General features: G+C 44.9%; 20 protein-coding genes. 13 read left to right on the plus strand and 7 right to left on the minus strand.

Annotation, left to right across the window (positions count from 1 at the left end):
• Positions 1-26: 26 nt before the first annotated feature.
• Positions 27-908 (plus strand): cupin-like domain-containing protein, encoded by an 882-nt coding sequence (locus D0C36_RS23410; protein ID WP_117394155.1) that lies wholly within the window; start codon positions 27-29, stop codon positions 906-908.
• Between the two features lie 360 nt (positions 909-1,268).
• Positions 1,269-2,150 carry a cupin-like domain-containing protein gene (locus tag D0C36_RS23415; RefSeq protein ID WP_117394156.1) on the plus strand — a complete coding sequence of 294 codons (882 nt, stop codon included), beginning with the start codon at positions 1,269-1,271 and terminating at the stop codon, positions 2,148-2,150.
• A gap of 843 nt (positions 2,151-2,993) precedes the next feature.
• On the opposite strand, the gene D0C36_RS23420 is transcribed toward D0C36_RS23415, so the two are convergent.
• Positions 2,994-3,413 (minus strand): YybH family protein, encoded by a 420-nt coding sequence (locus tag D0C36_RS23420; protein WP_117394157.1) that lies wholly within the window; start codon positions 3,411-3,413, stop codon positions 2,994-2,996.
• A gap of 187 nt (positions 3,414-3,600) precedes the next feature.
• Between D0C36_RS23420 and D0C36_RS23425 the strand changes: the two genes are divergently transcribed.
• The 6 genes from D0C36_RS23425 (at position 3,601) to D0C36_RS23450 (ending at position 10,324) form a co-directional block, all read left to right on the plus strand.
• Complete coding sequence (locus tag D0C36_RS23425) at positions 3,601-4,479, plus strand: carbohydrate kinase family protein (protein WP_117394158.1); 879 nt, start codon at positions 3,601-3,603, stop codon at positions 4,477-4,479.
• Between the two features lie 102 nt (positions 4,480-4,581).
• Positions 4,582-5,682: a vWA domain-containing protein gene (locus tag D0C36_RS23430; protein ID WP_117394159.1), complete on the plus strand. Its 1,101-nt coding sequence runs from the start codon at positions 4,582-4,584 to the stop codon at positions 5,680-5,682.
• A 75-nt stretch (positions 5,683-5,757) separates the two neighbouring features.
• Complete coding sequence (locus D0C36_RS23435) at positions 5,758-7,260, plus strand: sigma 54-interacting transcriptional regulator (RefSeq protein WP_117394160.1); 1,503 nt, start codon at positions 5,758-5,760, stop codon at positions 7,258-7,260.
• Positions 7,261-7,525: 265 nt separating this feature from the next.
• A complete protein-coding gene (locus D0C36_RS23440) occupies positions 7,526-8,791 on the plus strand; it encodes a metallophosphoesterase (RefSeq protein ID WP_117394161.1) in 1,266 nt (421 codons plus the stop codon).
• A gap of 19 nt (positions 8,792-8,810) precedes the next feature.
• Complete coding sequence (locus tag D0C36_RS23445; RefSeq protein ID WP_233524561.1) at positions 8,811-9,698, plus strand: UbiA prenyltransferase family protein; 888 nt, start codon at positions 8,811-8,813, stop codon at positions 9,696-9,698.
• Positions 9,699-9,700: 2 nt separating this feature from the next.
• Positions 9,701-10,324 carry a class I SAM-dependent methyltransferase gene (locus D0C36_RS23450; RefSeq protein WP_117394162.1) on the plus strand — a complete coding sequence of 208 codons (624 nt, stop codon included), beginning with the start codon at positions 9,701-9,703 and terminating at the stop codon, positions 10,322-10,324.
• 262 nt (positions 10,325-10,586) lie between these two features.
• Here D0C36_RS23450 and D0C36_RS23455 read toward each other — a convergent pair whose 3' ends face one another.
• Genes D0C36_RS23455 through D0C36_RS23465 form a run of 3 tightly spaced genes read right to left on the minus strand, consistent with a single transcriptional unit; the run spans position 10,587 to position 14,828 of the window.
• On the minus strand, positions 10,587-11,276 hold the full coding sequence (locus D0C36_RS23455) for a response regulator transcription factor (RefSeq protein ID WP_117394163.1): 690 nt from the start codon (positions 11,274-11,276) through the stop codon (positions 10,587-10,589).
• Between the two features lie 12 nt (positions 11,277-11,288).
• Positions 11,289-12,932 (minus strand): sensor histidine kinase, encoded by a 1,644-nt coding sequence (locus D0C36_RS23460; protein WP_117394164.1) that lies wholly within the window; start codon positions 12,930-12,932, stop codon positions 11,289-11,291.
• Between the two features lie 6 nt (positions 12,933-12,938).
• A complete protein-coding gene (locus D0C36_RS23465; RefSeq protein WP_117394165.1) occupies positions 12,939-14,828 on the minus strand; it encodes a S9 family peptidase in 1,890 nt (629 codons plus the stop codon).
• A gap of 136 nt (positions 14,829-14,964) precedes the next feature.
• Between D0C36_RS23465 and D0C36_RS23470 the strand changes: the two genes are divergently transcribed.
• From D0C36_RS23470 to D0C36_RS23490, 5 genes are all read left to right on the plus strand, one after another.
• Positions 14,965-16,770, plus strand: coding sequence for a tetratricopeptide repeat protein (locus tag D0C36_RS23470; protein ID WP_117394166.1), 1,806 nt, complete (start codon positions 14,965-14,967; stop codon positions 16,768-16,770).
• Between the two features lie 140 nt (positions 16,771-16,910).
• Positions 16,911-17,213 (plus strand): DUF4286 family protein, encoded by a 303-nt coding sequence (locus D0C36_RS23475; protein ID WP_117394167.1) that lies wholly within the window; start codon positions 16,911-16,913, stop codon positions 17,211-17,213.
• Positions 17,213-17,773: a dTDP-4-dehydrorhamnose 3,5-epimerase gene (gene rfbC, locus D0C36_RS23480; RefSeq protein WP_117394168.1), complete on the plus strand. Its 561-nt coding sequence runs from the start codon at positions 17,213-17,215 to the stop codon at positions 17,771-17,773. The genes D0C36_RS23475 and rfbC overlap by 1 nt, the downstream gene beginning before the upstream one ends.
• A 148-nt stretch (positions 17,774-17,921) precedes the next feature.
• Entirely contained in the window at positions 17,922-20,801 is a 2,880-nt protein-coding gene (locus D0C36_RS23485) for an outer membrane beta-barrel family protein (protein WP_117394169.1), read from the plus strand.
• Between the two features lies 1 nt (position 20,802).
• Complete coding sequence (locus D0C36_RS23490) at positions 20,803-21,576, plus strand: GLPGLI family protein (protein WP_117394170.1); 774 nt, start codon at positions 20,803-20,805, stop codon at positions 21,574-21,576.
• A 20-nt stretch (positions 21,577-21,596) separates the two neighbouring features.
• On the opposite strand, the gene D0C36_RS23495 is transcribed toward D0C36_RS23490, so the two are convergent.
• From D0C36_RS23495 to D0C36_RS23505, 3 genes are all read right to left on the minus strand, one after another.
• Positions 21,597-22,469: a sugar phosphate isomerase/epimerase family protein gene (locus D0C36_RS23495; protein WP_117394171.1), complete on the minus strand. Its 873-nt coding sequence runs from the start codon at positions 22,467-22,469 to the stop codon at positions 21,597-21,599.
• Positions 22,470-22,597: 128 nt separating this feature from the next.
• Positions 22,598-23,785, minus strand: coding sequence for a Gfo/Idh/MocA family protein (locus D0C36_RS23500; RefSeq protein WP_117394172.1), 1,188 nt, complete (start codon positions 23,783-23,785; stop codon positions 22,598-22,600).
• A gap of 71 nt (positions 23,786-23,856) precedes the next feature.
• Positions 23,857-24,279 (minus strand): BLUF domain-containing protein, encoded by a 423-nt coding sequence (locus D0C36_RS23505; RefSeq protein ID WP_158557187.1) that lies wholly within the window; start codon positions 24,277-24,279, stop codon positions 23,857-23,859.
• Between the last annotated feature and the right edge of the window lie 220 nt (positions 24,280-24,499).

Consider the following 24,499-nt stretch of genomic DNA (forward strand, 5'->3'; position numbering starts at 1 on the left):
TTACAGCAATCACTATTTATAGAAAAATGAGCTTGTCCCTAACTCAGATAGACAGGGTTGACACTATCACTAAAGAAGATTTTGTTAACAATTACTTAAAGCCACGCAAGCCGCTGGTGATAAGCAAGGCTACCGAAACATGGCCGGCTTTACAAAAATGGACTTTTGAGTACCTTAAAGAAGTTGTGGGCGACCAAACTGTTCCCCTGTACGATAGTTCAAAGGCCGATCCTTCAAAGCCCATAAACGCATCTGCCGCCGAAATGAAGTTTGGCGACTATATTGATCTGATACAAAAAGAACCAACCGACCTGCGTATATTCCTTTTTGATCCGATAAAACATGCGCCGGGTTTACTGGAAGATTACCGTTCACCATCAGATCTGATGGGTGGTTTCCTTGATAAATACCCTAATATGTTCTTCGGCGGGCAGGGTTCGGTAACGTTCCTGCATTATGATATAGATCTGGCGCATATTTTCCATACGCATTTCAACGGCCGTAAGCACGTTATTTTGTTTGATAACAAATGGAGCGAGCGCCTGTACTGTATCCCCTTCGCTACTTACGCTTTAGAAGACTACGATATTGCCAACCCCGATTTTGAGAAATTCCCGGCACTTAACGGCATTGAAGGCCAGGAGACGATATTGGAACACGGCGAAACCTTGTTTATGCCTACCGGTTTCTGGCACTGGATGAAATATCTGGATGGATCATTCTCCATCTCGTTACGTGCCTGGGACAGTTCATGGGCCATTAAAGCAAAGAGCCTGTACAATTTAACCCTGCAGCGCAAATTTGATGACATCATGAAAAAGAATTTCAAAAGCCGCTACATGGACTGGAAAGAGCACTTGGCCATTAAGCGTGCCAACAAAGCCCTGGCCGACGGGAAACCGTTGTAGTTAGATTTGAGATATTAGATGTGAGATTTGAGACTCACCTAAGCCCTTCGATGCAAAGCATCGAGGGGCTTTTTGTTTAACTAAATATCAAAACACAAATGTCATTTCGAACGAGGTACGAGGAGAAATCTTGCTACTCTGTAAGTTGATGGATTTTACGGAATAACACGATTTCTCCTCGCTCCCGCTCGTTCGAAACGACATATTCTTGTATCTGTAATCTTGCCAATGACTCAATGCCCCAATGACTCACTCAAAAAACTTAACACCTGCTTAACGCCAATCCAACAATTAACTCCGTTATTTGGCAAATTGGGATAAGTTGTGCAACATTGCATAACATTCCTTTAATGTAACCTTATGAGTTTTAAACTATCCCCTATTGATACTGTTGATACCATCAGCGCCGAAGATTTTCGTAAAAACTATCTGAAACCTCGTCGCCCGCTCATCATTAAAGGCCTTACCAACACCTGGGCAGCCCGCGAAAAATGGACGCCCGAGTATTTGAAAAGTGTGGTAGGCAACAAGGTGGTACCATTATACGATAACTCAAAGGCCGATCCTGCAAAACCCATCAACTCATCGGCAGCAGAAATGCCTTTTGATGAATATATTGATCTGATCCGCTCTCAACCTACCGAGCTGCGCATATTTTTCTTCAACATATTTAAGCATGCGCCACAGCTGTTGAATGATATTGCCATACCAAAAGACCTTATGGGCGGCTTTATAGAAAGCATGCCGGCTATGTTCTTTGGCGGTTCAAACTCCGAGACCTTTTTGCATTACGACATTGATCTTCCGCATATTTTTCATACCCACTTTGGTGGCCGCAAGCATGTAATATTGTTCGAGAATAAATGGAAAGAGCGCCTCTACTGCCTGCCAAACGCAACCTATGCGCTGGAAGATTATGACGTACTGAATCCCGATATAGAAAAATACCCGGCTCTTAACGGCATCCCCGGCATTGAGGCATACCTTGAGCATGGCGATACCCTGTTTATGCCAACCGGCTACTGGCACTGGATGAAATACCTGGATGGTTCTTATTCCTTAAGTCTACGCGCGTGGGATAAATCATGGGCTATAAAAGCGCAAAGCCTGTATAACCTCACCATCCAGCGTAAGTTTGATGATGTGATGAAAAAAAGCTTCAAAAGCCGTTATATGGATTGGAAAGAAGGCGTGGCTATTAAACGTGCTAATAAAGCATTGGCTGAGGGAAGGCCGGTGTAATTTAGATTTGAGATATTAGATGTGAGATTTGAGACTCGCTAATAAAAGCCTCTGCGTTGCAGAGGCTTTTATTATATACAGGCACTACGTTAAGCTGTCCGGCTGCTGACGCATCACTCCGCCTTGCGTCATTGCGAGGCACGAAGCAATCTCTTTAAGATAAGAAGTATAGTGGTATACTCATTAGAAGAACGTCATGCCGAATTTATTTCGGCATCTCACATGCTAAGTTTGTGCTATAAATTTACGTTAGTCTGCTCAATTGCCGCAGAGGGCTGTTACTTTGTCTTGATACAAAGTAACCAAAGATCAAGCCAGCAAAGAGGCTTCTTTGCCGCACGAGGCCATTGCCCGGCAAAGCGTTCAGAACCATGGGCTGCAAAATCTTGCCGCTACTTCGTTCGCGCATTGCCCTCGCTTCGGCAAGTATTGCTATGCCCTTGCAACCGCACCACCTAACATTGTTCTGCCCGCTTTCGCCCGAAGCTTTTTTGCTGACAGGAGTAGAAAAAAGGATTAAAAAAGAAAAAGCCTGACCTAACGCTACCCAAAAAAATGCGACATAGCGTAACGTGCGGTAACCACAGGCTTTGCTAATGCACTAACGTTGTAGCGCGTTACCAAGTCGCGACTTTTCTTTGGTTACTTTCTTTTGAGAGAAAAGAAAGTAACATCCACTGACGTTTCATACCGTTCACTGCCATTCCTAACGAAGAACTGATCTTAAAGGGAGATTGCCACGCGACTCTTCGCAAAGACGTTGTATTAAGAACGCGGTTAGATTCTTCGCTACGCTCAGAATGACAAATGGTTTATTCTGAAAATCCTTAATTCTGATTCAGACTAACTCGTATGGTCACAAACAATAACCCATTTGCCGTTTATCTTTTTAAACCAAAGGGTAAAATATCCGCCGGGGGTATCTTTTTCGCGGGCAAGGCTCCAGGCACCCATCACAAAGGCATCGGCCTTGGTTAGCAATTCTATTTTATCCAGCCTAAAGGTGAGTTTACCCATGGCGGCTTTATCGGGGTAACCTTTCTTGTAATTATCCAGTGCCTGCTGCCAGCCGTAGGTAGGGCCGCGCTTGCCTATAAAAACCAGCGAGTCTGATTTCCAGTAGCTTTGCATAAAGCCCTCAAGGTCGCCGTTGCTCCAGTCTATCTGTTGCTGATGCATCACTTTGGCTATGGCCTGCTTCTCCTGCGCAAAGCAGCAATACGATAAAACCATCAAAAAGCAGGAAAATATCAGTTTCTTCATACCCTAAAAGTAGCAGATTTCATCCTCAAATAATAATAACTGTACACGTGCAAATGCATTTATTGTGCAGGGTGCTCTACTGTTGTTTAAACAAATGTTAAGAAATGATTAACGCACTTATTCTAAATTTAACACTGCATACTGCAAATCCTTGTTAGCTTTACACCGATTTCTGATCAACACAAATATGAAAGATAAGGTACTATGTTTTGGCGAGGTTTTATGGGATGCTTTTGGCGATGAGAAAAAAGCCGGTGGCGCCCCAATGAATGTAGCCAGGCACCTGGTTCAGCAACACATTAACGTTTGTTTTGCCAGCCGCGTGGGTAAAGATGAGTCGGGTAAGGAATTAACCACATTCCTTCGCGATAGCAAGCTATACTCCAACCTCATTCAAAAAGACAACAACCTGCCTACCTGCGAGGTTACTGTTGAGCTTGATGAAAAAAACCATGCTACCTATATTATCCCCGAGCCTGTTTCATGGGATAATATCCAGTTAGATAAAAACCTGATAGAAGAAGCAAAAAGCGCTTCTATAATTGTGTTTGGCAGTTTAGCCAGCCGTGGTAAAGCAACCCGCGATACTTTGCTGAATATGCTGGAAGATACCCAGGCCCTTAAAGTGTTTGACGTAAACCTGCGCCACCCGCACTACACTGTTGAGGATATTGAAACGCTTGCCGCCCGCGCCAATGTGATAAAAATGAACGAGGAAGAAGCAGAATTGCTTATCCACGGCAGCAACGGACAGCTTAAAGAAAAGATAGTAGAGTTCCAGAAAAAGTATCATACCTCAACCATCTGTGTAACCCGTGGCGAGAATGGAGCCATTATCTGGCACGATCATGAGTTTTATGAGCATCCGGGCTTTAAGGTAAATGTTGCCGATACCGTTGGTGCCGGCGATGCTTTCCTGGCAACTTTTGTGGCAGGCATTATCGAAAAAAGGCCAATGCAAAAGATCCTGAAAGAAGCTTGCGCTATTGGTTCGTTCGTGGCAAGTAAGCGTGGTGCAAACCCAATTTACGTGCGCGATGAGATAACGGCTATAAAAGAAAGCTAAGCTGTGCAAATGTCATAGTAGGTTAACAATTCTGTTATAGGGGGCCATTTCTTAAACTTTTAAGATTATAAATCCGTTACTTTATATCAGAAAGGGTAAACTATGCGTGGTTTTGGGTTTTCTAAATTTATACCAAAACAGATCCCCAAAGGCGGATTTGACGAATTACTAAAGTTATTCCTGGAATTGCTGAACTACACCGCGGGCGACGCCGGTGAGGCTTTGGCATGGCTTAACGAGCTTGATAAGCAATACAACATCACCAATGACGAATATGGCATGGGCGATTTTATTGACGAGCTGAAGCAAAAGGGATACTTAGACGAAAATAAACAGGACGGCAGTTTCAGCATCACTGCAAAAGCCGAGCAAAGCATAAGGCAATCGGCGTTGGAAGAGATCTTTGGCAAGCTGAAGAAATCGGGCAAGGGTAACCACCGCTCGCCGCAAAGCGGGCAGGGCGATGAGCGAAATGCCGAGCGCCGCGAGTTTGAGTTTGGCGACAGCCTGGACCAGATAGACATGACACAGTCTATCCACAATGCCCAGGTAAATCACGGTATCACCGGCGATTTCATGATGACCGAGCGCGACCTTGAGGTAGAGGAAATGGACTACAAAACCCTAACCTCGACCGTGCTGATGATAGATATTTCGCACTCCATGATACTTTACGGCGAGGACAGGATTACACCTGCCAAAAAGGTAGCCATGGCGCTGGCAGAGCTTATCCGCACAAAATATCCTAAGGATACTTTAGATATTGTGGTATTTGGTAACGATGCCTGGCCTATCTCCTTACAGGACCTTCCGTACTTACAGGTTGGCCCTTACCATACCAATACCTATGCGGGTTTAGAGCTGGCTACAGATATGCTTCGCCGGCGTAAAACACACAACAAACAGATCTTCATGATAACCGATGGTAAGCCTACCTGCTTAAAGGAAGGTAACCGTTATTACAAGAACAGTATTGGGCTGGATAGAAAAGTGGTGAACAAAACGCTGAATATGGCGGCGCAATGCAAGCGCTTAAAAATACCTATCACAACGTTTATGATAGCCAAAGACCCCTACCTGCAGCAGTTTGTACGCAAGTTTACCGAAACCAACGGTGGCCGCGCATTTTACAGCTCGCTGAACGGCTTAGGCGAATACATTTTTGAGGATTATATTAAGAACAGAAGAAGAACGGTACGTTGATGTGCGGATGTGCAAATTGCAGATATGCAGATGATGTGCTTGCAGATACCAATGAACAATTGAACCATTGAACAAATGAATTACACAGAAATAAAAACCCTTGGTCAGCTTAAAGAAACGGGCTATGTGAGCCGTTCGGTAAAGGATGAGCTGAGGGCCAACCTGATCAAACAATTACAAAAGAAAGAAGGCGGCTTTGAGGGCATTGTGGGTTTTGAGGATACCGTTATCCCCGATCTGCAGACGGCCATCCTATCGCGCCATAACATATTACTGCTTGGCTTACGTGGGCAGGCTAAAACGCGTATTGCCCGCCTGCTGGTAAACCTGCTTGATGAGTATATACCCTACATTGAAGGATCTGAACTGTTTGATGACCCTTTGGCGCCTATCTCATGGTACGGCCATGAGACCGTGGAGAAGCATAAAGATGCCACCCCAATAGCCTGGTTGCACCGCAGCGAGCGCTATACCGAAAAACTGGCTACCCCGGATGTTACCGTTGCCGATCTGATCGGTGATGTTGACCCTATAAAGGCCGCCACCATGAAGTTGACCTACTCTGATGAGCGTGTTATCCACTTCGGGTTAATTCCACGTGCGCACCGTGGTATCTTCGTTATTAACGAGCTGCCCGATCTGCAGGCACGTATCCAGGTATCGTTGTTCAACATTTTGCAGGAGCGCGATATCCAGATCCGTGGCTTTAAACTGCGCTTGCCTTTGGATATCGAGTTTGTATTCACCGCCAACCCTGAGGATTATACCAACCGTGGATCTATCGTTACGCCGTTGAAAGACCGTATCGAGAGCCAGATATTAACGCACTACCCGCGCACTATCGAGATCTCTCGCAAGATAACCCAGCAGGAAGCTTTGCTTACCGCTGAGCAACGCGCAACCGTTGAAGCTGATGGTTTGGTGAAAGACCTGGTTGAGCAGATTGCTTTTGAAGCCCGCGCATCAGAATACATCGATAAAAAATCGGGCGTATCGGCACGTTTAACTATCGCATCATACGAGAATCTTATCAGCAATGCCGAGCGTAGGATGATTATAAATGGCGAGAAATCAACCTTTGTACGCATCTCTGATTTCCTGGGCGTTATCCCTGCCATCACCGGTAAAATTGAACTGGTTTACGAGGGCGAGTTGGAAGGTCCCGGCAAAGTGGCGAACATCCTGATAGGCAAGGCGGTTAAAAGCCTGATGCTGCAGTTTTTCCCCGATCCCGAGAAGGCTAAAAAATCAAAAGCACCAAACCCTTACGCCGAAATAGTAAACTGGTTTGGCGATGGCAACACCGTATCATTAATTGACGACCTGCCTTTAGCCGAATACAAAAAACTGCTCAACGCCGTACCGGGATTAAAGAATTTGGTTAAAACCTTCCACCCGCGTTTAAGCGAAAACCAGCAACTTTTGTTGATGGAGTTTGTGCTGCACGGCCTGGCCGAGTTCTCGCAACTCAACAAAGGTTTCCTTGATAACGGCTTTGCATTCTCAGATATGTTCAACAGCCTGTTTAACCTGGAGCCGGATGACGATGACGATCTGGATCTGGATGATAGGTATTAACCCCCACCCAAACCCTCCCCTGAAAGGGAGGGCTTAAAACCATAATTGTCATTTCGAACGAGCGACAGCGAGGAGAAATCTTGTTATTCCTACAAAGTTCATCAACTTACAGAATAACAGGATTTCTCCTCGTACCTCGTTCGAAATGACATTTTTTTTGAGGGGTCTTACAGCCATTAATTAATACCTTTGTGTTAAGCCTCTGCCCAAAGAATTAAAGTCTCCCCTATCGGGGGAGATTTAGAGGGGGCTTAAATACTTACCTATGCACAAAGCGTTTTACATCGTTGCCATCCCATTAATACTTTTAGCGGTAGACTATTACATTCTGCTGGGTTTGCACACAGCTTTCCGCAAGCGGCCTTTTACGCGTAAAACATGGTTCCTGGTACTGTATTGGTTCTCGTCGGTATTCCTTATCACCATTATGATGATGAGCGTTTACCTCAACCTAAGCGTAGGTGTACGCGGTGCATTCCTTTTCCTGTTCTTCATTACGCTCATATTTAAGATCTTCTATGTGCTGTTCATCGGCGTTGATGATATTCGTAGGTTGATCGTCCTCATCATCAGAAAAAATAAAGCACCCGGGGACGCGCCCGCCGCTACGCTGGATTCCATCCCCCGCTCTGAGTTCCTGATGAAAGCGGGCATACTGGCAGGTGCGTTGCCGCTGTATCTCATCAAACATAACATGTCAAAAGGCATTTATGATTATCAGCTTAAGAATGTAACGCTTTATCTGCCCAACCTGCCGAAGGCTTTTGACGGCCTGCGCATAGGGCAGATCTCAGATATCCACTCGGGCAGTTTTCACAGCATACACAACATGAAGGGCGGCGTGGATATGCTGATGCAGCAAAAAGCTGATGTAATTTTCTTTACCGGCGATCTGGTGAATGGCCGTACCGAAGAGGTGAACCGCGTTGTCCCTGTTTTCCAGAAAGTGCGTGCGCCGCTGGGTGTTTACTCTATTTTGGGTAACCATGATTATGGCGACTACGGTCACTGGCCTAACCCGGGCGATAAAGAGCGCAACATGCAGGAGATGTATCAGGCCCACAAAACCATAGGCTGGGACCTGCTGATAGATGAGCACCGCCGTATAAAAGTTGACGGGCAGGAATTGGGTATTCTTGGCATTGGCAACTGGGGCGAGCTGAGCCGTTTCCCAAAATACGGCAAGATGGAAAAGGCTGTGGTAGGTACCGATGACCTGCCGGTAAAACTCCTGCTCTCGCATGATCCATCGCACTGGCGGGCCGAGGTGATCCCAAAATATCCGCAGATAGATGTGATGTTCTCGGGCCATACCCACGGCATGCAGTTTGGCGTACGTACGGATGATTTTCAATGGAGCCCGGTGGAATATGTGTATCAGGAATGGGCGGGCTTATACCGCGAAAAGCACCAGCAGATCTACGTAAATGTGGGCTACGGCTTTTTAGGCTACCCCGGCCGAATTGGAATATTGCCGGAGATTACGATATTTGAATTAAAGGCCGCTGCAGATCCAAATTACCAGGCATAATAAGCGCCGGCCCGCTACCATGAAGAAACTCGTTTCAAGCGCTTTTGATTTTCTGCTTTTCAGTAATATTTTCATGGCGCTTTGTGCAGTAGCGCAGGCAATGGTAACCTTCCATTTAATTGATGCCAAACCGGTGCATACCGTTACTGGGTTGCTGTTCACTTCAACGCTGGGCATTTACAACTTCAGCATTTTGCTGAGCAAACCAAAACACCCCGAGCAATCGCCATACAGGCGCGTGCGCTGGTTTTTTGCGCATTACCGGCTCATGGTAACCTTCACCATGATATCGCTACTTACACTGGTGCCGCTGTTCTTTTTATTGTCGATGGAGTCGCGCATCTTGCTGGTGTTCCTGGCGGTGTTGTCATTCTGTTACAGCCTGCCCCTGTTCACCGTTGGTGAGCAGAAATTCGGGCTGCGCAACATTCCGGGATTAAAGCCTTTCCTCATCACTTTAGTGTGGACGTTAAGCTGCGTACTGCTGCCCATACTGGAAGCACAGGACGCCCACCTTGCAGATGTATCTACCCGCGATACCACCATCCTTATTGCCAAACGTTTCCTGCTGATAGGTGCCCTAACCGTTCCTTTTGATATCCGCGATCTTTTCCAGGACAGGCAGTTTGGCCTCAAAACCATTGCCGTTGCATGGGGCGAAAAGAATGCCTACCTGTTTTGCCAGGTGCTACTGGCAGGCTACATTGTTCTGCTCTTCATGTTCAGGAATAACGGTTTCAATGTCGATTTCTTTGCACTGGCGCTCACTGCCGTACTGATGGGCTGGCTCATCTTCCGCTCTAAGTGGGAAAAGAACGAGTACTACTACTTCTTTTATCTTGACGGCGTTTTAGTGCTGCAATACGTTATCCTTGCGGTATTCGGCCTTGTTTTTGGTAACCGATAGCCATGGCAAAAGGCAACTACGATAACGCCGCATCTTTCTACGATAAACTCTCGCGCCTTGTATTTGGCAATAATCTTGTCAAAGCACAGGTGTATCTCCTTAAACACATCCCCGCAAATGCCAAAGTATTGATAGTTGGCGGCGGAACCGGTTGGATATTGGATGAGATTTCCCGCATACATCTCTCAGGATTGGATATTACTTATGTTGAGGTCTCGGCCAACATGATGGCACTATCGCAAAAGCGCAATATTGGCGGTAACGTGGTTCATTTTACTAATCTGCCTATACAGGAAGTTGATTTGGCCGATGATTTTGATATTGTGATCACTCCATTCCTGCTCGATAATTTCACCGATGAAAATTTACCATTGGTGTTTAACCCCATTCACAATGCGCTAAGATCAGGCGGTTTGTGGCTGTACACCGATTTTCAGCTCACCGGCAAACTGTGGCAGGGCATCATGCTGAAGAGTATGCTGTTGTTCTTTAAACTTCTTTGCGGTGTGGAATCATGGAGATTACCAGATGCAAAAGGCATGTTTGCCCGGCATGGCTATTCTGCTGAGGATGAGAAAAGCTTTTTTGGGGAGTTTGTGGTGAGCGGAGTGTATCTCAAAAAATAACATTGTCATCACATTAATCAACCTGTCATTTCGGGCGGGGCTGTGCGTCGGGGCGACGAGAAATCTTATACGTCGGGAATATCGATTGTAGAAGATTTCTCCTCGCGATGCTCGTTCGAAATGACACTGGTTGTTAAACTAAAACGTCATTGCGAGGTACGAAGCAATCTCTTTAAGCAAGTCCCTTATGCAGGGTGTACAATTGTCCTAAAGAGATTGCTTCGTACCTCGCAATGAAGCGTGGAGAAGTATTTTGTGTTGTCTAATACACAAACTTATACCCAATACCCCTTACCGTTTGCAGGTATGTAGGCGAATCGGGGTTGTTCTCAATTTTTTTGCGCAGGCGCACGATGTGCATATCCAGTGTACGGGTGTTTACATCGGCGTTGTAGCCCCAAACTTCCATCATCAGTTCCTCGCGGTTGATAACCTTGTTCTTGTTTTTGAGGAAGTATAGCAATATGCGGTTCTCCAGGATGGTGAGTTCAATCTTACGCCCGTCTTTTATCAGCAAGTGGGTGTTTGGCTGGTGCTCCATGTTACCAAACTTGTGCGATTCTGTTTTTTCGCTGCTGCTCAACGAGAACTTGATCTTGCTCTCTATCATCGCCACCAGCACATCCATGTTAAACGGCTTGGTGATGTAATCGCTTACACCGAAGTTATAGGCGCCTATTTTGTCAACGTCCTGCGCTTTGGCAGTGGTCATGATAACCAGTTTATCAAAACCTTTTGCACGCAGGCTGGCACACACTTCAGAGCCTTGTTTGCCGGGCAGCATCCAGTCCAGCAGTACAATATCCGGCTGCTCATCCAATATCATTTTCTCGGCTTCTTCGCCATTGTTGCTTTCTAAAACTTTATAACCTTCGCTTTGCAGGCGCTCCCCCACCAAAAACCTAAGGTTCTCATCATCCTCAACCAGCGCTATTTTAATCTCTTTGTTCATGTTCTAATGATGCTAATTGTCTAAAGGCAACGTCACAATAAACGTAGATCCTTCATTTACTTTACTCGTAACGGTAATTTCGCCGTCCATAAAGTTAACCAGTTCTTTGCAAAATGCAAGCCCCAGCCCTACGCTCCCATTTTGGTTATATTGGTTCTCTATCCGGTAGAATTTTTTGAACACATCGCCCTGTTCGGCTTTGGCCATTCCTATCCCTTTATCGGCAAATCTTAATACAACATTACGGCGTTCTTGTTTTATATCAATGTCCAGCTCCTTGTTGCCCGGGTGCGAATACTTGTAGGCATTCTCCATCAAATTCTGAAAAATACTGCCCAACAACACCGGGTCGGTGTTAAAAGCGTCAACACCCTCAACATGGCTGGTCACCTTAAAATCAGGATATTTTATCTTAAAGGTTTCTATATAACCTTTCACAAAAGCTTTTAATGATACTTCCTGGCGGTGTATGGTGATAGAGCGGTTCTCCAGTTGGGTGAAAGATAGCAGCTTGTTCATCAGGTCGTTCAGCTTATCGGCTTCCTCGTCAAGTATCTTACCGTAATGGCGGCGCTGGCGTTCGCTCAGTTCAGCATCACCGCGCAGGTTCGATCCGGCAATTTTTATCACACTCACGGGTGTCTTAAACTCGTGCGTAAAATTGTTAATGAAATCGTACTGCAGTTTAAATATCTTTAAGTTGATGCTGAGGTTACGATAAATAAGCCAGGTGATGAGCACCATAAAAACGTAGATGAGCAGCACAATGGAGCCTATCGGTAAAAAACGGCGGTCTATCTCTTTATCAAGATGCTCTCTGGTAGATGAAAAATACAGTTTAAAGTTAGAAAAAGCGCCAGTTAAAGCTGCCTCAGTAACTTTGCGGCCATTATCAATATCCAGCGGATCATAAACCACCGGCTCAATGGTTACCTGCTGGTAAAGCTCTGGATGGTTATTTCTCACCTTCAGCTTGTTGGCATCCAGCAAAAAGGTCATCATGTTTTGCTTGTAGAATGCCTTGCCCTCGCGCCTGTCTAACAACGACTGGTAGATCTTTACATCTTCCCTGCGGGGAATATTGAGGTAGCTTATTTTATCGGGGCTAACATCATAAAACGTACGGAAGATCTCGTCTTGCGTAGGCAACCTGGTAGTATCTGCTGTACTAATAAAATGGCTTAATTTGAGTGCCATGTGCTTAAAATCGTCCTCATTGGCAAAGGCCATATCTTTAAGGCCACGCACCGCACCACGTTTGCTTTTGTATTGATAGATAGCTTTTACCGAGATACCCCTGTTATTGGTGAAGGTAACATTGGTAGGTTTGCTGCCTATCTGCAGATCATAAAACAATATCCTGCTTACAAAAGGATAAGCCTTGAAAACGGTTCCGGAATAATTGGCTGCTGATGCCGAATCCAGAAAGCCCTGGTAAGAAGTTATCTCCGGAATTTTAAGCTGAAAGAAATCGTTATAGGGTTTGGATGTCTGATCCAGCACCTCTACCTTTTTTGATGAAAATTCGTTCTCTACGTATTTGGCCGTAAGGTTGTAGGCGATGATAAGCCCTATCACAAAACTCACAGTAATAAGCACCAATGATGCCGTTATCAGCGTAAAGTTTTTGCGGTATATATTCTTAGGCGCTTTCATGCAAGGTTAACGTTTAACCTGCAAATTGTTGCTCAGGAAAGTTTCAATTTCGGTGTACATCTCCATCCGGTTGTGCTCGCTTTTAAAATAAGCACGCTCATTTTCTTTAAGGCGATAAGTTACCGGCACGTTGCGTTTCTTTAGCTCGCGTACAAACTGGTTCAGCTCGCTGATGTTGGCGCGCGGATCTTTTGCACCCTGGAATATCAGTAACGGACTTTTGATCTTATCAGTATGAAAAACCGGCGAAATGGCACGCAATTCTTCGGCATCCGTTTCGGGGTTACCCACCATCTCGTAGGTCATTTTCAGGAACGGCTTAAAGAACGGCGGCGCATCTTTCAGATAAGTAAAGAAGTTGATCAACCCATATTTTACCACCGCACAATTGTACATCCCCTGGTGGAACGATACGCCATACAGCGCCGAGAAACCACCAAACCCACCACCAAAAATGGCTATTTTTTTAGGGTTAGCAATTTTATTGGCTATCAACCATTGCACACCATCAGTAATATCCTGCTGTATTTTACCGCCTACCTGTTTAAAGCCAGCTTTCCTGAAGGCCTTACCATATCCTGCCGAACCACGGTAATTAACCTGGAAAACAGCATAACCACGGTTGGCTAAAAACTGCACCTCGGCATCATAACCCCATGAGTTGCGGCCCCAGATGTTATCGTGCGGCATTACCACTACGGGCAGGTTTTTCATTTCTTTGCCTTTTGGTATGGTAAGATAGCCATTAAGTACCAAGCCGTCGCTGGCCTTAAAAGATATTGGTTTCTGGTCGCAAAGTTCTGCCGGGCTTATGTCAGGATTAGTGTCACCTAACTTGGTAAGCTGACCGGTACTTTTTTCGTATAGGTAATACGAACCGGGGTTTTTATCAGTATAGCTCACCACCACAAACTTGTTTTCGCTACTATCGCGGTCAACAATTTCAATGGTATTGCCTTTTAACTTATTGGCCAGGTTAGCATGCAGCTTCTCCATATCCTCATCCAGGAAATGTTTCTCGGGCCTGGCGGCATCCCATCCTACCGACTCGATACGGCGTTTATTTTTTGAATAGCTTACATCCATCAGGTCGGCATGCTCGTTGGCATATATTACGCGCTCTTGCTGGCCGGTTTGGGCATCAATCTGTATCAGGGCTGTTTTATCGCGGTTAACATTTGATAGCGCATAGAAACCATCCGTTTCGCCGGCAAAGGCAATAGGCTCTACCCTGTCGTTAAAATTATTTTTGATGATGGTTTTAAACGGTGCACTATCATTAGGGCGAAAAAGCAAGCTCTCGTTTACCCCGTCAGATACTTTTACCAGCCTTATGCGCCCGTTCGGGTCGGGGTACCATTTGGTGATGTTGCCCGGGTTAAGCAGGTAAGGCTTTAGCTCGCCGGTTTTAACGTTTAGGTGGTACACATCAAAATTAACCTGGTCGCGCTTATTCATGGCCACGGTGATAATATCGGGCTGCTGGCGGTTGCGGTTAAGTACGCGCACGCGGCCTTTATCCAGGCTAAAAAGGCTTTTATATTTTGCCGCCTGTACGTCAAGCGTGTACACCTTAAACTCATCATTGGCAATGATATCCTGGGTAAAAACTATCTGGTTGCCAAAGGTCCAGGTGTAATCTTTAACAGAGTAATCGATAAAATCGGTGGCCATTTGCTCGGCACCGGTTGCCAGCGTGCGTACGTAAATGTTCTGCTTATCTTTATAGGGTTTTAGGTAAGAGATATACTTACCATCGGGCGATATTTTGAAAAAGCTTTTCTCCGGCGTTTTGAAAAACTGCGCAACGGGAATTTGCCTTACCTCGTTTTGCTTACAGGCGCAAAAGAACAGTACGAACACCAATAAAAAGACGGATCTTAAGCGGCCTTGCATTTAGTTTATAACACTTATTTTTTAAGTGAGGTCAAAATAAATATTTTCCTTAAAGTATAGATGAATGTCACTACAATTTTACCCTGTTGCCGCGTTATATAAGTAGTGTGTATATTGCCATAAATATAAAAAATAAATGAAGCTGTTATACCTGCCTGTTCTATTTCTAATACTTTGCACACCAAAGCTTTACGCACAGGATAACCAACTATTGCTTGCCAAACAGTACGCTGCGAATGGCGAACAGCAGAAAGCTTTAGACATTTACGCCAAACTTTTTAAGCAGGATAACCAGGCTTATTACCAGCAATATTTTAACGCCCTTATTGGCTTCAAAAAGCTGGAAGATGCAGAAAGTATCATCAAAAAAATGATACGAAAATATCCCGGCAGTAACGAGTATGTTATCGCTTTAAGCAGCATTTATACCCAACAGGGCAACCCTACAAAGGCCGAAGAGCTGTTTAACGACATGCTGAAAAACCTGCCGGCCGACCGCAATGCCATTTCAAATTTTGCCATACAGTTTTACCAGACAGGCAATGCCGATTACGCCATAAAAGTTTTTAAACAGGGGCGCAAGTTACTGCATGACGATAATGCCTTTGCCTTTGAGTTAATTGCCATGTACCGTTTTAAGCGCGATAAATTTGGCCTTACAGATGAGTACCTGAACTTTTTGCCCGGCAACCCTGCCTATCTGCCGCAGGCCGAGAGCAACCTGGCTACTCTTTACGAGGATACCGAGGATTATGATATGCTGCGCGTTGAACTGCTTAAGCGGATACAGAAAGAGCCTCAGCAACTCGTTTTTACCCAAATGCTTACCTGGCAGTTTCTGCAGCAAAAGCAGTATGATATGGCGCTTAACCAAACCCTGGCCCTAAGCCGCCGCACTAATGATGATGGCAGCAACGTAATGGAACTTTGCCGCACGCTGGTAGCCAACCAGGCTTATGACGAGGCCATACGAGGTTACCAGTTTCTGGTGGAAAAGAATGACAAGAACAACCCCAATTACGTACCCGCCAAAATAGAACTCATCAATACCAAAAATCTGAAGATAACCGCGGGCCGCTATACCCCTGCCGACCTTACCGGCCTCGAAAAAGATTATAATGACTTGCTGAATGAGTTCGGCAAAAATGCGGGGACAGTTTTTGCCATGCAGAAGCTGGCCAACCTGCAGGCCTTTAAACTCCACAAACTACCCGAAGCGCAAGCTTTGTTAGAGCAAACTATTAAGATAGCGGGCTCGCGCCCTGCACAGTTGGCTGCCTGCAAGATAGACCTTGCCGATGTTTACCTGCTTAACAAACAACCCTGGGAAGCTACCTTGTTGTACAGCCAGGTAGAGAAAGATAACCCCAATACCCCCATCGCTCAGGATGCCATGCTGCGCAACGCCAAACTGGCATACTATACCGGCGATTTTAACTGGTCTCGTCGCCAGTTAGATGTGCTGAAAAGTGCCACTACACAATTGATAGCTAACGATGCACTTAACCTTTCGCTCTTGATAACGGATAACCTGAATGCCGATAGCGCCGCCAAAGCACTCAAAATATACGCCCGTGCCGATCTGCAGATCTTTGCCGAGCAGCCGGCAAAAGCCCTGCAAACGCTGGATAGCATCAGCACCCTGTACCCCGGCAACACGCTTGAGGCTGATGTACTGATGGCGAAAGCCCGCATTAAAATACAGGAGAAAGATTTTAACGGCGCGGTGCTACTGCTGAAAGATATTGCCGAAAAACACAGCTACGACCTTTGGGCCGATGATGCCGTATTTATGCTGGGCGATATTTACGAGACACAATTAAAAGATACCAATCTCGCCAAAACCTACTTCCAGAAAATAATTACCGACTACCCGGGCAGCCTTTGGATAAATGACGCACGTAAACGTTTCAGAGAATTGCGGGGAGATAAGGTGAGTTAGTTGTTAGAGATTAGAGATTGGTTGATTAGTGATTTAGTTAACCGGTGATTAGTTGGTTTAAGATCAGGCAAATGGCATCAGTGAAATCAATCCCAAAAAATCAGTAAAATCCCAACAAAACAAATTGTAATTTTACCACCATGATAGTTTATAACGATACCGTTATTTTAGATAACAATGCCGAGCAGGAATGGCTTACCTGGATGAAGGAAGAACATATCCCTGCAATTATGGCTACCGGTCACTTCAGTTCGTACCGTATTTTAAGCATTATCGATTCGCCTAATGATGGTGTTACTTACTGCGTGCAATACAATGCCGATACTATTGAGCAGTTCCAGGAATATTACAGCAAGCACCTGTTTAAATTCAAAGCCATCCACGAGCAACAATTTGCCGACCGTTTTGTATTATTCAATACACTGATGAAAACCGTTGACTAATGACCATTACAGACACCATTATACCCGGCGCCTATATTTTTGAGCCAAAAGTTTTTCATGATAGCAGAGGTTACTTTATTGAAACGTTTAACCGTAAACATTTCATAGAAAAAGGCATCGATGTTGATTTTGTGCAGGACAACCAGTCGGTATCGCATAAAAACGTGGTGAGGGGTTTGCATGCGCAAAAAGGTCCCTTTGAACAGGGTAAACTGGTGCGTGTTATTAAAGGTGCCGTTGTTGATATTGCCCTTGATGTAAGGGTGGGCTCGCCGGCCTACGGTAAACATATTGGTGTTGAGCTAACTGCCCAAAACAACCTGCAGTTATACATACCGCCGGGTTGTTTACATGGTTTTGTATCATTGCAGGATGATACCATATTTGCTTATAAAGTAACCAACTACTTTGATAAGGATTCTGAATCGGGCCTGATATGGAACGATCCGGAGTTATCCATAGGCTGGAGTATTAACCAGATGGATGCCATCGTGTCAGAAAAAGACCAGCTTTTGCCCGATTGGAAATCGTACCAAAGTCCGTTTACTTTTGTGGGTTAAACTACCCACTCCATAAAGTTTTATTTCATACTATCCCGGTAACAAAAGTGCTAAGTGTTGCGTCTTAAGCAAACATTTAACACTTTTTAACATGTCGCACTTCTATTACTAAGGTTTTAGTTATATCTTGCGGCATCAAACCCTAAGTATGAAAGTCACAATTACGGCACTGGTATTTTTCCTGTGCTCTCTAACTGCGCTTGCGCAGCAATCCCCCTATTCTGTTAAAGGAGCGGCTATCGATAGTGTCGTCAACGCTAAGTTGCATTACGCATCAATCAGCATCTTAAACGCAAAAGACTCAACCTTAACCAAATTTACCCGTGCAAAAACTGATGGATCGTTCAGCATCAGCGGGCTAAAAAAAGGTAAATTTATTTTGTTGATGACCTACCCAGGTTATGCAGATTATGTTGAGCAATTCTCGCTCGATTCTGTTAAAACTACGCACGATTTTGGCCGTGTAACTATGGACCTGAAATCGAGGTTATTAAAAGAGGTTATTGTAAAAGGTACCGTGGCCGCCATAAAAATTAAAGGCGACACTACCGAGTTTAACGCAAAAGCATTTAAAATTGAACCAAACTCAAAAGTTGAAGACCTGCTGCGCCAGCTACCCGGTATACAGGTAGATAAAGACGGTAAAATAACTGCCCAGGGACAAAGTGTACCAAAAGTACTGGTTGATGGCGAAGAGTTTTTTGGTGATGACCCTACCCTGGTAACCAAAAACATCCGCGCAGATATGGTTGATAAGGTGCAGCTTTACGATAAGAAGAGCGACCAGGCTACCTTTACCGGTATTGATGACGGCGAGAAAACCAAAACCATTAATATTAAACTAAAAGAAGACAAAAAGAACGGCTACTTTGGTAAAGCAAACGGCGGTGGCGGTACCGATGGCTATTATGAAGGCCAGGCGCTGTTCAATAAATTTCAGGGTAAAAAGAAATTCTCTGCCTATGGCACCATCAGCAACACCGGCAAAACCGGCCTGGGTTGGGAAGATAACAACAAGTTAGGCACCCAGGAAGGTATGACCTTTGGCGATAACGGCGATATCTATATCACCGGCGGCAGCGATGACCTCGACTCGTTTGACGGCCGTTACAACAACAGCGGTTTGCCAATTGCGCGCACCGGTGGTGTACACTACGATGGTAAATGGAACGGCGATAAAGAATCTATCAATGCCAACTACAAAATAGGATCGTTAACGGTAGATCAGAATACCAATTCGCTGTCCCGTAATACCATTACCCAAACAGACAGCACTGTTACCCCGCCGGTTACCACTACTACCATACTGGATAACAAATCGCAGCAAACCGCCCATAACTACATGTTCAGGCAAAAAGCCGATGCAACCTATCAGTTGAAGATAGACAGTACATCAAACTTAAAACTCAGCATTGATGGTACCCTTAAAAATTCTGATACGCATACGACTGAAAGCTCAGAATCATTCAACAACAGCCGTAAGGTGAACGACCAGGACAGGCAGTTAGATAACTACCTGGATGGTAAAATATTTAACGCCACCGCGTTCTACAATAAAAAACTGAAGAAAACGGGCCGTACGTTCTCCATCAACCTTACCGGTGGTATTAACGAGAGCAAAGCGCATGGTAACCTTTTCTCAAATATTAACTATTATAACCTGATAAAATCTAAGCCGGATTCATTGGTACTTGACAGTGCAAAGCGTATTGACCAGTACAAGACCAATGACCTTAAAAGCTCGCGTTTGAGTACAAACATCACTTACACCGAGCCTATAACCAAGCAGTGGAGCGTAGTGTTAAATTACGGCGTCAATATTAATAACAGCAATGCCGACAGGAAATCATTTGCACAACCCGGCACTACAGACCCCGGCCCTACCACAAACTACACTGTACTTATTGATTCGTTAAGCAGCGATTATAAGTTTAACCAGCTAAGCAACCAGGTAGGGGCCATTTTTAACTTTAAGCAAGGCAAGCATACCTTAAACTTTGGTACACGCGTAGCCGATGTGCGTTTTAAACAGATAGCCACATTTAACAACGTGGATAATACCTTTAGCCGCAGCTTTACCAACTGGAACCCGCAATTAACTTACCAAATGCGTATCTCTACTCAGGGTTCCTTCAGGATAAACTACAACGGCAGCCAAACCCAGCCAACTATTGATCAGTTACAGCCGGTGCGTATAAATAACGATCCCCTGTATGTTACAGTTGGTAACCCGGGGCTGGATCCGTCTTTCAACCATCGCTTCTTTGTAAACTATTACAGCTACAAGGTTATCAGTGATCAGTACATCAGCATGTACGGTAGCTTCAACTTCACATCAAACCCTATTGTTGATTATATCAACACCGATCTTAAAACCAATAAAAACGTAATAACTTATGAAAATCTATCGGGCCGCAGCCCAATAAACTATTATGGGGGTTTGTACGCAGGTCGTAAAATATGGGGGTTATCTTTAGGTATTGAAGCAAGAGCTAACGGACAAACTTACTATAGTTACAAATCATTCAACGGGCCAAAATTGCTTAACCGCACCACATCAAACAGATATAACGCATCGTTGAGCGTGCAGAAGAGAGAATCTAAAAAATACTGGATACAGCTTAACGCGGGCCCTTCATACAACACCGGCGAATCGTCATTAAGCCCCGGCATTAAGAACAATGGTTATGGCTTTAACGCCAACGGCGATGTAGGTGTGCATTTGCCATTTAAATTTGAGTTAGGTACTAATGGCAATTACACCTACACCGCGGCTACACAAGCTTTCGGTACCGATTTCCGTCAGTTTATCTGGAATGCATCCCTTACCAAATCATTCTTTAAGGCAGAGAACCTGAAACTGATTGCAAGCGCTAACGATATGCTTAACCAAAACCAGGGCTTTAACCGTAACTCTGACGGGCAGAACTATAGCGAAACACGCACCAATAATATCAGAAGATATTTCTTATTCACCATATCATGGGATTTTAACAAAATGGGCGGCGGAGCGCCAGCAAAAAAATAAGATGAAAAATATTGCATTAACAATTATAGCCACGCTGTTTTGCAGCAGCCTTTTTGCCCAGGCGGCAGCTCATTTTACCACAAGTGGTACCGTTGAGTACGAGAAACGCGTAAATATGTACGCTATTATTAAAAAGCGTTTAAGCAACGATGAAGGTGGCTTTGCAACGCAGGCGTTTGAGAATTATAAAAAAACACAGCCCCAGTTTAAATCATTAAAAAGCACTTTAACTTTTACAGGCAACAAAACGCTTTTTACGCCTATTGAACCTACAGAAGCAGGCAACAGTTGGTTTAGCGATATGCCTGAGGGTAAACAGCAAAACACCATTTATACTGATCTGAATACAAATGTTGCTACCAGCAACAAAGCTGTATTTGAGGAGAAGTTTTTGATGAAGGATACTGCGCGTAAAATAAACTGGAAAATAACAGACGAAACCCGAGAAATTGCAGGTTACACCTGCCGCCGTGCCAACGCCGTTATCATGGATTCGATATACGTGGTGGCTTTTTATTCTGATGAGATACCCGTATCTGGCGGCCCCGAGTCATTTACCGGCCTGCCGGGCATGATACTGGGTGTGGCCCTTCCGCACGATAACATGACCTGGTTTGCCACCAAAGTAACCGACATGACCATTCCTGAGAACCAGATGAAAATACCTGCCAAAGGCAAAGCTACCGATTATAAAGGCCTAGAAGCAACACTTAAAAAGGTAATGAAGGATTGGGGCAACTGGGGGCAATCATACCTTAAAATATTCCTGTTATAGCTAACGTGTGCAACGTTTACTTACACCAGCCGCATGCTTTTTAAGTATGCGGCATTTTTTTTGGCGCTTTGTAACGGCGTTTCTTTATAAAACCGGCTTTGCTCAACAAAAAAATACTTCATTCCATTGTCTTGCGCTGCTGCAATAAATTTAGGAAAGTTGATAATACCTTCGCCCATATCGCATGCCGATTCGTCTTTACTGCCCGCGGGCAGGCGTTTCTTCAGCACATCGCGCATGTGTGCCATAGTAAAACGGCCTTTATGCTTTTGCATGTAAGCGTAAGGGTCGGCACCTTCGGTTACGGCGTAGTAAACATCCAGCTGAAAATCAACCAAAGCTTTATCGGTATTACTCAAAAGGACGTTGATAGGTAATTGCCCGTCAACTGCCTTGTAAGGATAATCATGTGGGTGATAGCCAAATCTCAATCCGTGTTTTTTACAGATGGCCCCGCGCTGGTTAAAATAATCAGCGAAACGTTTAAACGTTTCAATACTTTTTTGCGGGCCAAGCCAAGGGCATACCAGGTATTTCATGCCTATCTCTGCTGCCTGCGCCGCCAGCTTATCAAACTCTGCCAGGCTGCAAGGGTTATAATGCGAACTGATGAGTTGCAAACCAAAACCGCCTGCTAATTTTTTAAATTCGGTGTTACTGTATCCCCAAAAAATACCTTTATCGCTGCCATAGCTTTCAATTTGGGTATAACCCATAGCCCCCAATTGCTTAAGCGTACCAGCAGGGTCGCGTTCCATATCTTCCTTCACCATGTACAGCTGTATACCGCGTTCAGGCGTTTTATGGCCCACTATCACATCCATGGCCATTGCAGGCGATGCGTTTAAAGCAGCGAGCATACCGCTGCTGTAGAGGAAATTTCTTCTGTTCATGTTATTTCTTTTTTCCAGGCGTCATTGCGAGGAACGAAGCAATCTCCCTTTAGGACAAGCGGCCCTGTATAGTTCGGAGATTGCTTCGTTCCTCGCAATGACGCGTTTCTTATCTTAGGCTGGGGCTTTTACAAATCCCTCACTATCACTTCACCCGTTTTTTTATCCTTAAGGATCAGCTTACGGTCGCCGTGGGGTAGTATTTCTTCTTTAATAAGGTAGTATTGCTCATCAAATTCGGTAAATTTGCTGCCGTTATTATCTTCAGTACTGCCGCGCCAGTCGTCAATTTTTACGGGTTCCCAAATACCGCTTTTGGCGGATGCATAAGCTGCATCAATAATGGCATTTACGATGTACCCATCATAGAAGGTCTCAAATGGTTCACGTTTTTGGTCGATAGCTTCAAACATATCCGTAAACATGTGATTGTAGCCCAGCTCGTTCACTTCATCCCCAACCGGGAATAGCCAGCCGGTATTGCTTTCAGCTTTCTCGGCCACGTAGCCCCCCTCTTTACCGGTGCTGAACATATCAAAACCGGTGCGGAGGAAGTTGTTTATCCAGATAGTACCCTCGGTACCCATTACCTCATCGCGCAGGTCCATACCGCCCCTAAAGCACCAGCTCACTTCAAACTGGCCGATGGCACCGTTAGCATATTTCACCATACCAATAGCGTTGTCCTCAGCATCAATAGGATGCACTTGCGTCGCCGCCCAGCACATTACTTCAACCGGGCGCACATCTTTGCCTATGTAATTACGCGCTATCTCTATACAGTGGCAACCTAAATCAACAATGGCACCGCCACCGCTTTGTTCCTTATCCCAAAACCAATTGCTATGCGGGCCGGGATGTGCCTCGCGGCTTTTGGCCCACAGGATACGGCCAAGGCTTCCGCCTTTAACACTTGCTAACGATTTACTGAACTTTGGCGTATAGCACAGGTCCTCGAGGTAACCACCCATTATGCCGGCCTTCTCTACCATGTCCAGCATCTGCTTAGCTTCTGCAGCGGTACGGCCAAGGGGTTTGGTACAAAGCACATGCTTTCCGGCTTTGGCGCAGGCCTCAACCGCGGCCAAGTGAAGATCATTTGGTAAGGATATAACCACCACATCAACTTCGGGATGGCTTACCACCTCTTCCATATTATCACTGTAAACAGGTAGCCCATAATCGGCAGCAAAAGTTTTGGCTTTATCGATATTGCGCGAGTAAACCGCATGCAGTTTATCCACACGACGATGACCGATCAATGAATCCGCGTAGAACCTGGCTATAAAGCCGGAGCCGAGCATAGCAATTTTCATAGTAAACAGGTATTATTGGTTTATGCCGTTAAGATAGCGGTGGCAAAGCAGATATGCAAGCGAGTGATAACTTAGTTTTGGATATCGAGCGCGTTGCTTTCAATAAAATCTTTAATTGCCGATACGGCATCAGTACTTTTACTATGAAGATTCAATTCATCTATTGATTTCAGATAACCTGCCAGTTTCTCGGTTTTAGTAATATCTGTTATTGCAAACCCCATTAACCATTCCTCAAAACTTTTTTCGCTAATGGTTTCATTTATTAAAGTGATGATGTCTTTATGCCGCGGATCAGCCAGGATGCGGGTGTAAAGGGTATTGATAATTGCATCCCCACCTTCTAATAGTTGTATAAAAGTGCCCTCGGCGTAAAGTAACACACCAGAAATTTTGACTGCCGCATTGTGTATGCGCGAACTATGCAGAATATCTAACAACTGGTTCTCGTGCATAGGATACGCCGAACGGCTCATATAGACAATAGTTTTCATGCGTATAAGTAGATACCTCAATATTAATATAAAATATTCTGGCGGGCAAATTATTACTAATGCTAAGAGAGTGAAGATTCTAACGCTAACGAGACGCTATCAGCGTTCATTCGAGTGAATGCTTGCGGGGTGAGTGTATAGTGGTGAGTGATTTTCAGGAAAAGTATGGACGCAAAAAAGCCTTCTCCTGTTTCCAGTGAAGGCTTTTAATAAAAGTTGG

The organism is Mucilaginibacter conchicola, from assembly GCF_003432115.1.
GTDB classification, from domain to species: Bacteria; Bacteroidota; Bacteroidia; order Sphingobacteriales; family Sphingobacteriaceae; genus Mucilaginibacter; species Mucilaginibacter conchicola.

Excerpts from the sequence above, each read along its gene's own strand:
- D0C36_RS23410 (WP_117394155.1), top strand. The coding sequence starts at position 27 with ATGAGCTTGTCCCTAACTCAGATAGACAGGGTTGACACTATCACTAAA.
- D0C36_RS23415 (WP_117394156.1), top strand. The coding sequence starts at position 1,269 with ATGAGTTTTAAACTATCCCCTATTGATACTGTTGATACCATCAGCGCC.
- D0C36_RS23420 (WP_117394157.1), bottom strand. The coding sequence starts at position 3,413 with ATGAAGAAACTGATATTTTCCTGCTTTTTGATGGTTTTATCGTATTGC.
- D0C36_RS23425 (WP_117394158.1), top strand. The coding sequence starts at position 3,601 with ATGAAAGATAAGGTACTATGTTTTGGCGAGGTTTTATGGGATGCTTTT.
- D0C36_RS23430 (WP_117394159.1), top strand. The coding sequence starts at position 4,582 with ATGCGTGGTTTTGGGTTTTCTAAATTTATACCAAAACAGATCCCCAAA.
- D0C36_RS23435 (WP_117394160.1), top strand. The coding sequence starts at position 5,758 with ATGAATTACACAGAAATAAAAACCCTTGGTCAGCTTAAAGAAACGGGC.
- D0C36_RS23440 (WP_117394161.1), top strand. The coding sequence starts at position 7,526 with ATGCACAAAGCGTTTTACATCGTTGCCATCCCATTAATACTTTTAGCG.
- D0C36_RS23445 (WP_233524561.1), top strand. The coding sequence starts at position 8,811 with ATGAAGAAACTCGTTTCAAGCGCTTTTGATTTTCTGCTTTTCAGTAAT.
- D0C36_RS23450 (WP_117394162.1), top strand. The coding sequence starts at position 9,701 with ATGGCAAAAGGCAACTACGATAACGCCGCATCTTTCTACGATAAACTC.
- D0C36_RS23455 (WP_117394163.1), bottom strand. The coding sequence starts at position 11,276 with ATGAACAAAGAGATTAAAATAGCGCTGGTTGAGGATGATGAGAACCTT.
- D0C36_RS23460 (WP_117394164.1), bottom strand. The coding sequence starts at position 12,932 with ATGAAAGCGCCTAAGAATATATACCGCAAAAACTTTACGCTGATAACG.
- D0C36_RS23465 (WP_117394165.1), bottom strand. The coding sequence starts at position 14,828 with ATGCAAGGCCGCTTAAGATCCGTCTTTTTATTGGTGTTCGTACTGTTC.
- D0C36_RS23470 (WP_117394166.1), top strand. The coding sequence starts at position 14,965 with ATGAAGCTGTTATACCTGCCTGTTCTATTTCTAATACTTTGCACACCA.
- D0C36_RS23475 (WP_117394167.1), top strand. The coding sequence starts at position 16,911 with ATGATAGTTTATAACGATACCGTTATTTTAGATAACAATGCCGAGCAG.
- rfbC (WP_117394168.1), top strand. The coding sequence starts at position 17,213 with ATGACCATTACAGACACCATTATACCCGGCGCCTATATTTTTGAGCCA.
- D0C36_RS23485 (WP_117394169.1), top strand. The coding sequence starts at position 17,922 with ATGAAAGTCACAATTACGGCACTGGTATTTTTCCTGTGCTCTCTAACT.
- D0C36_RS23490 (WP_117394170.1), top strand. The coding sequence starts at position 20,803 with ATGAAAAATATTGCATTAACAATTATAGCCACGCTGTTTTGCAGCAGC.
- D0C36_RS23495 (WP_117394171.1), bottom strand. The coding sequence starts at position 22,469 with ATGAACAGAAGAAATTTCCTCTACAGCAGCGGTATGCTCGCTGCTTTA.
- D0C36_RS23500 (WP_117394172.1), bottom strand. The coding sequence starts at position 23,785 with ATGAAAATTGCTATGCTCGGCTCCGGCTTTATAGCCAGGTTCTACGCG.
- D0C36_RS23505 (WP_158557187.1), bottom strand. The coding sequence starts at position 24,279 with ATGAAAACTATTGTCTATATGAGCCGTTCGGCGTATCCTATGCACGAG.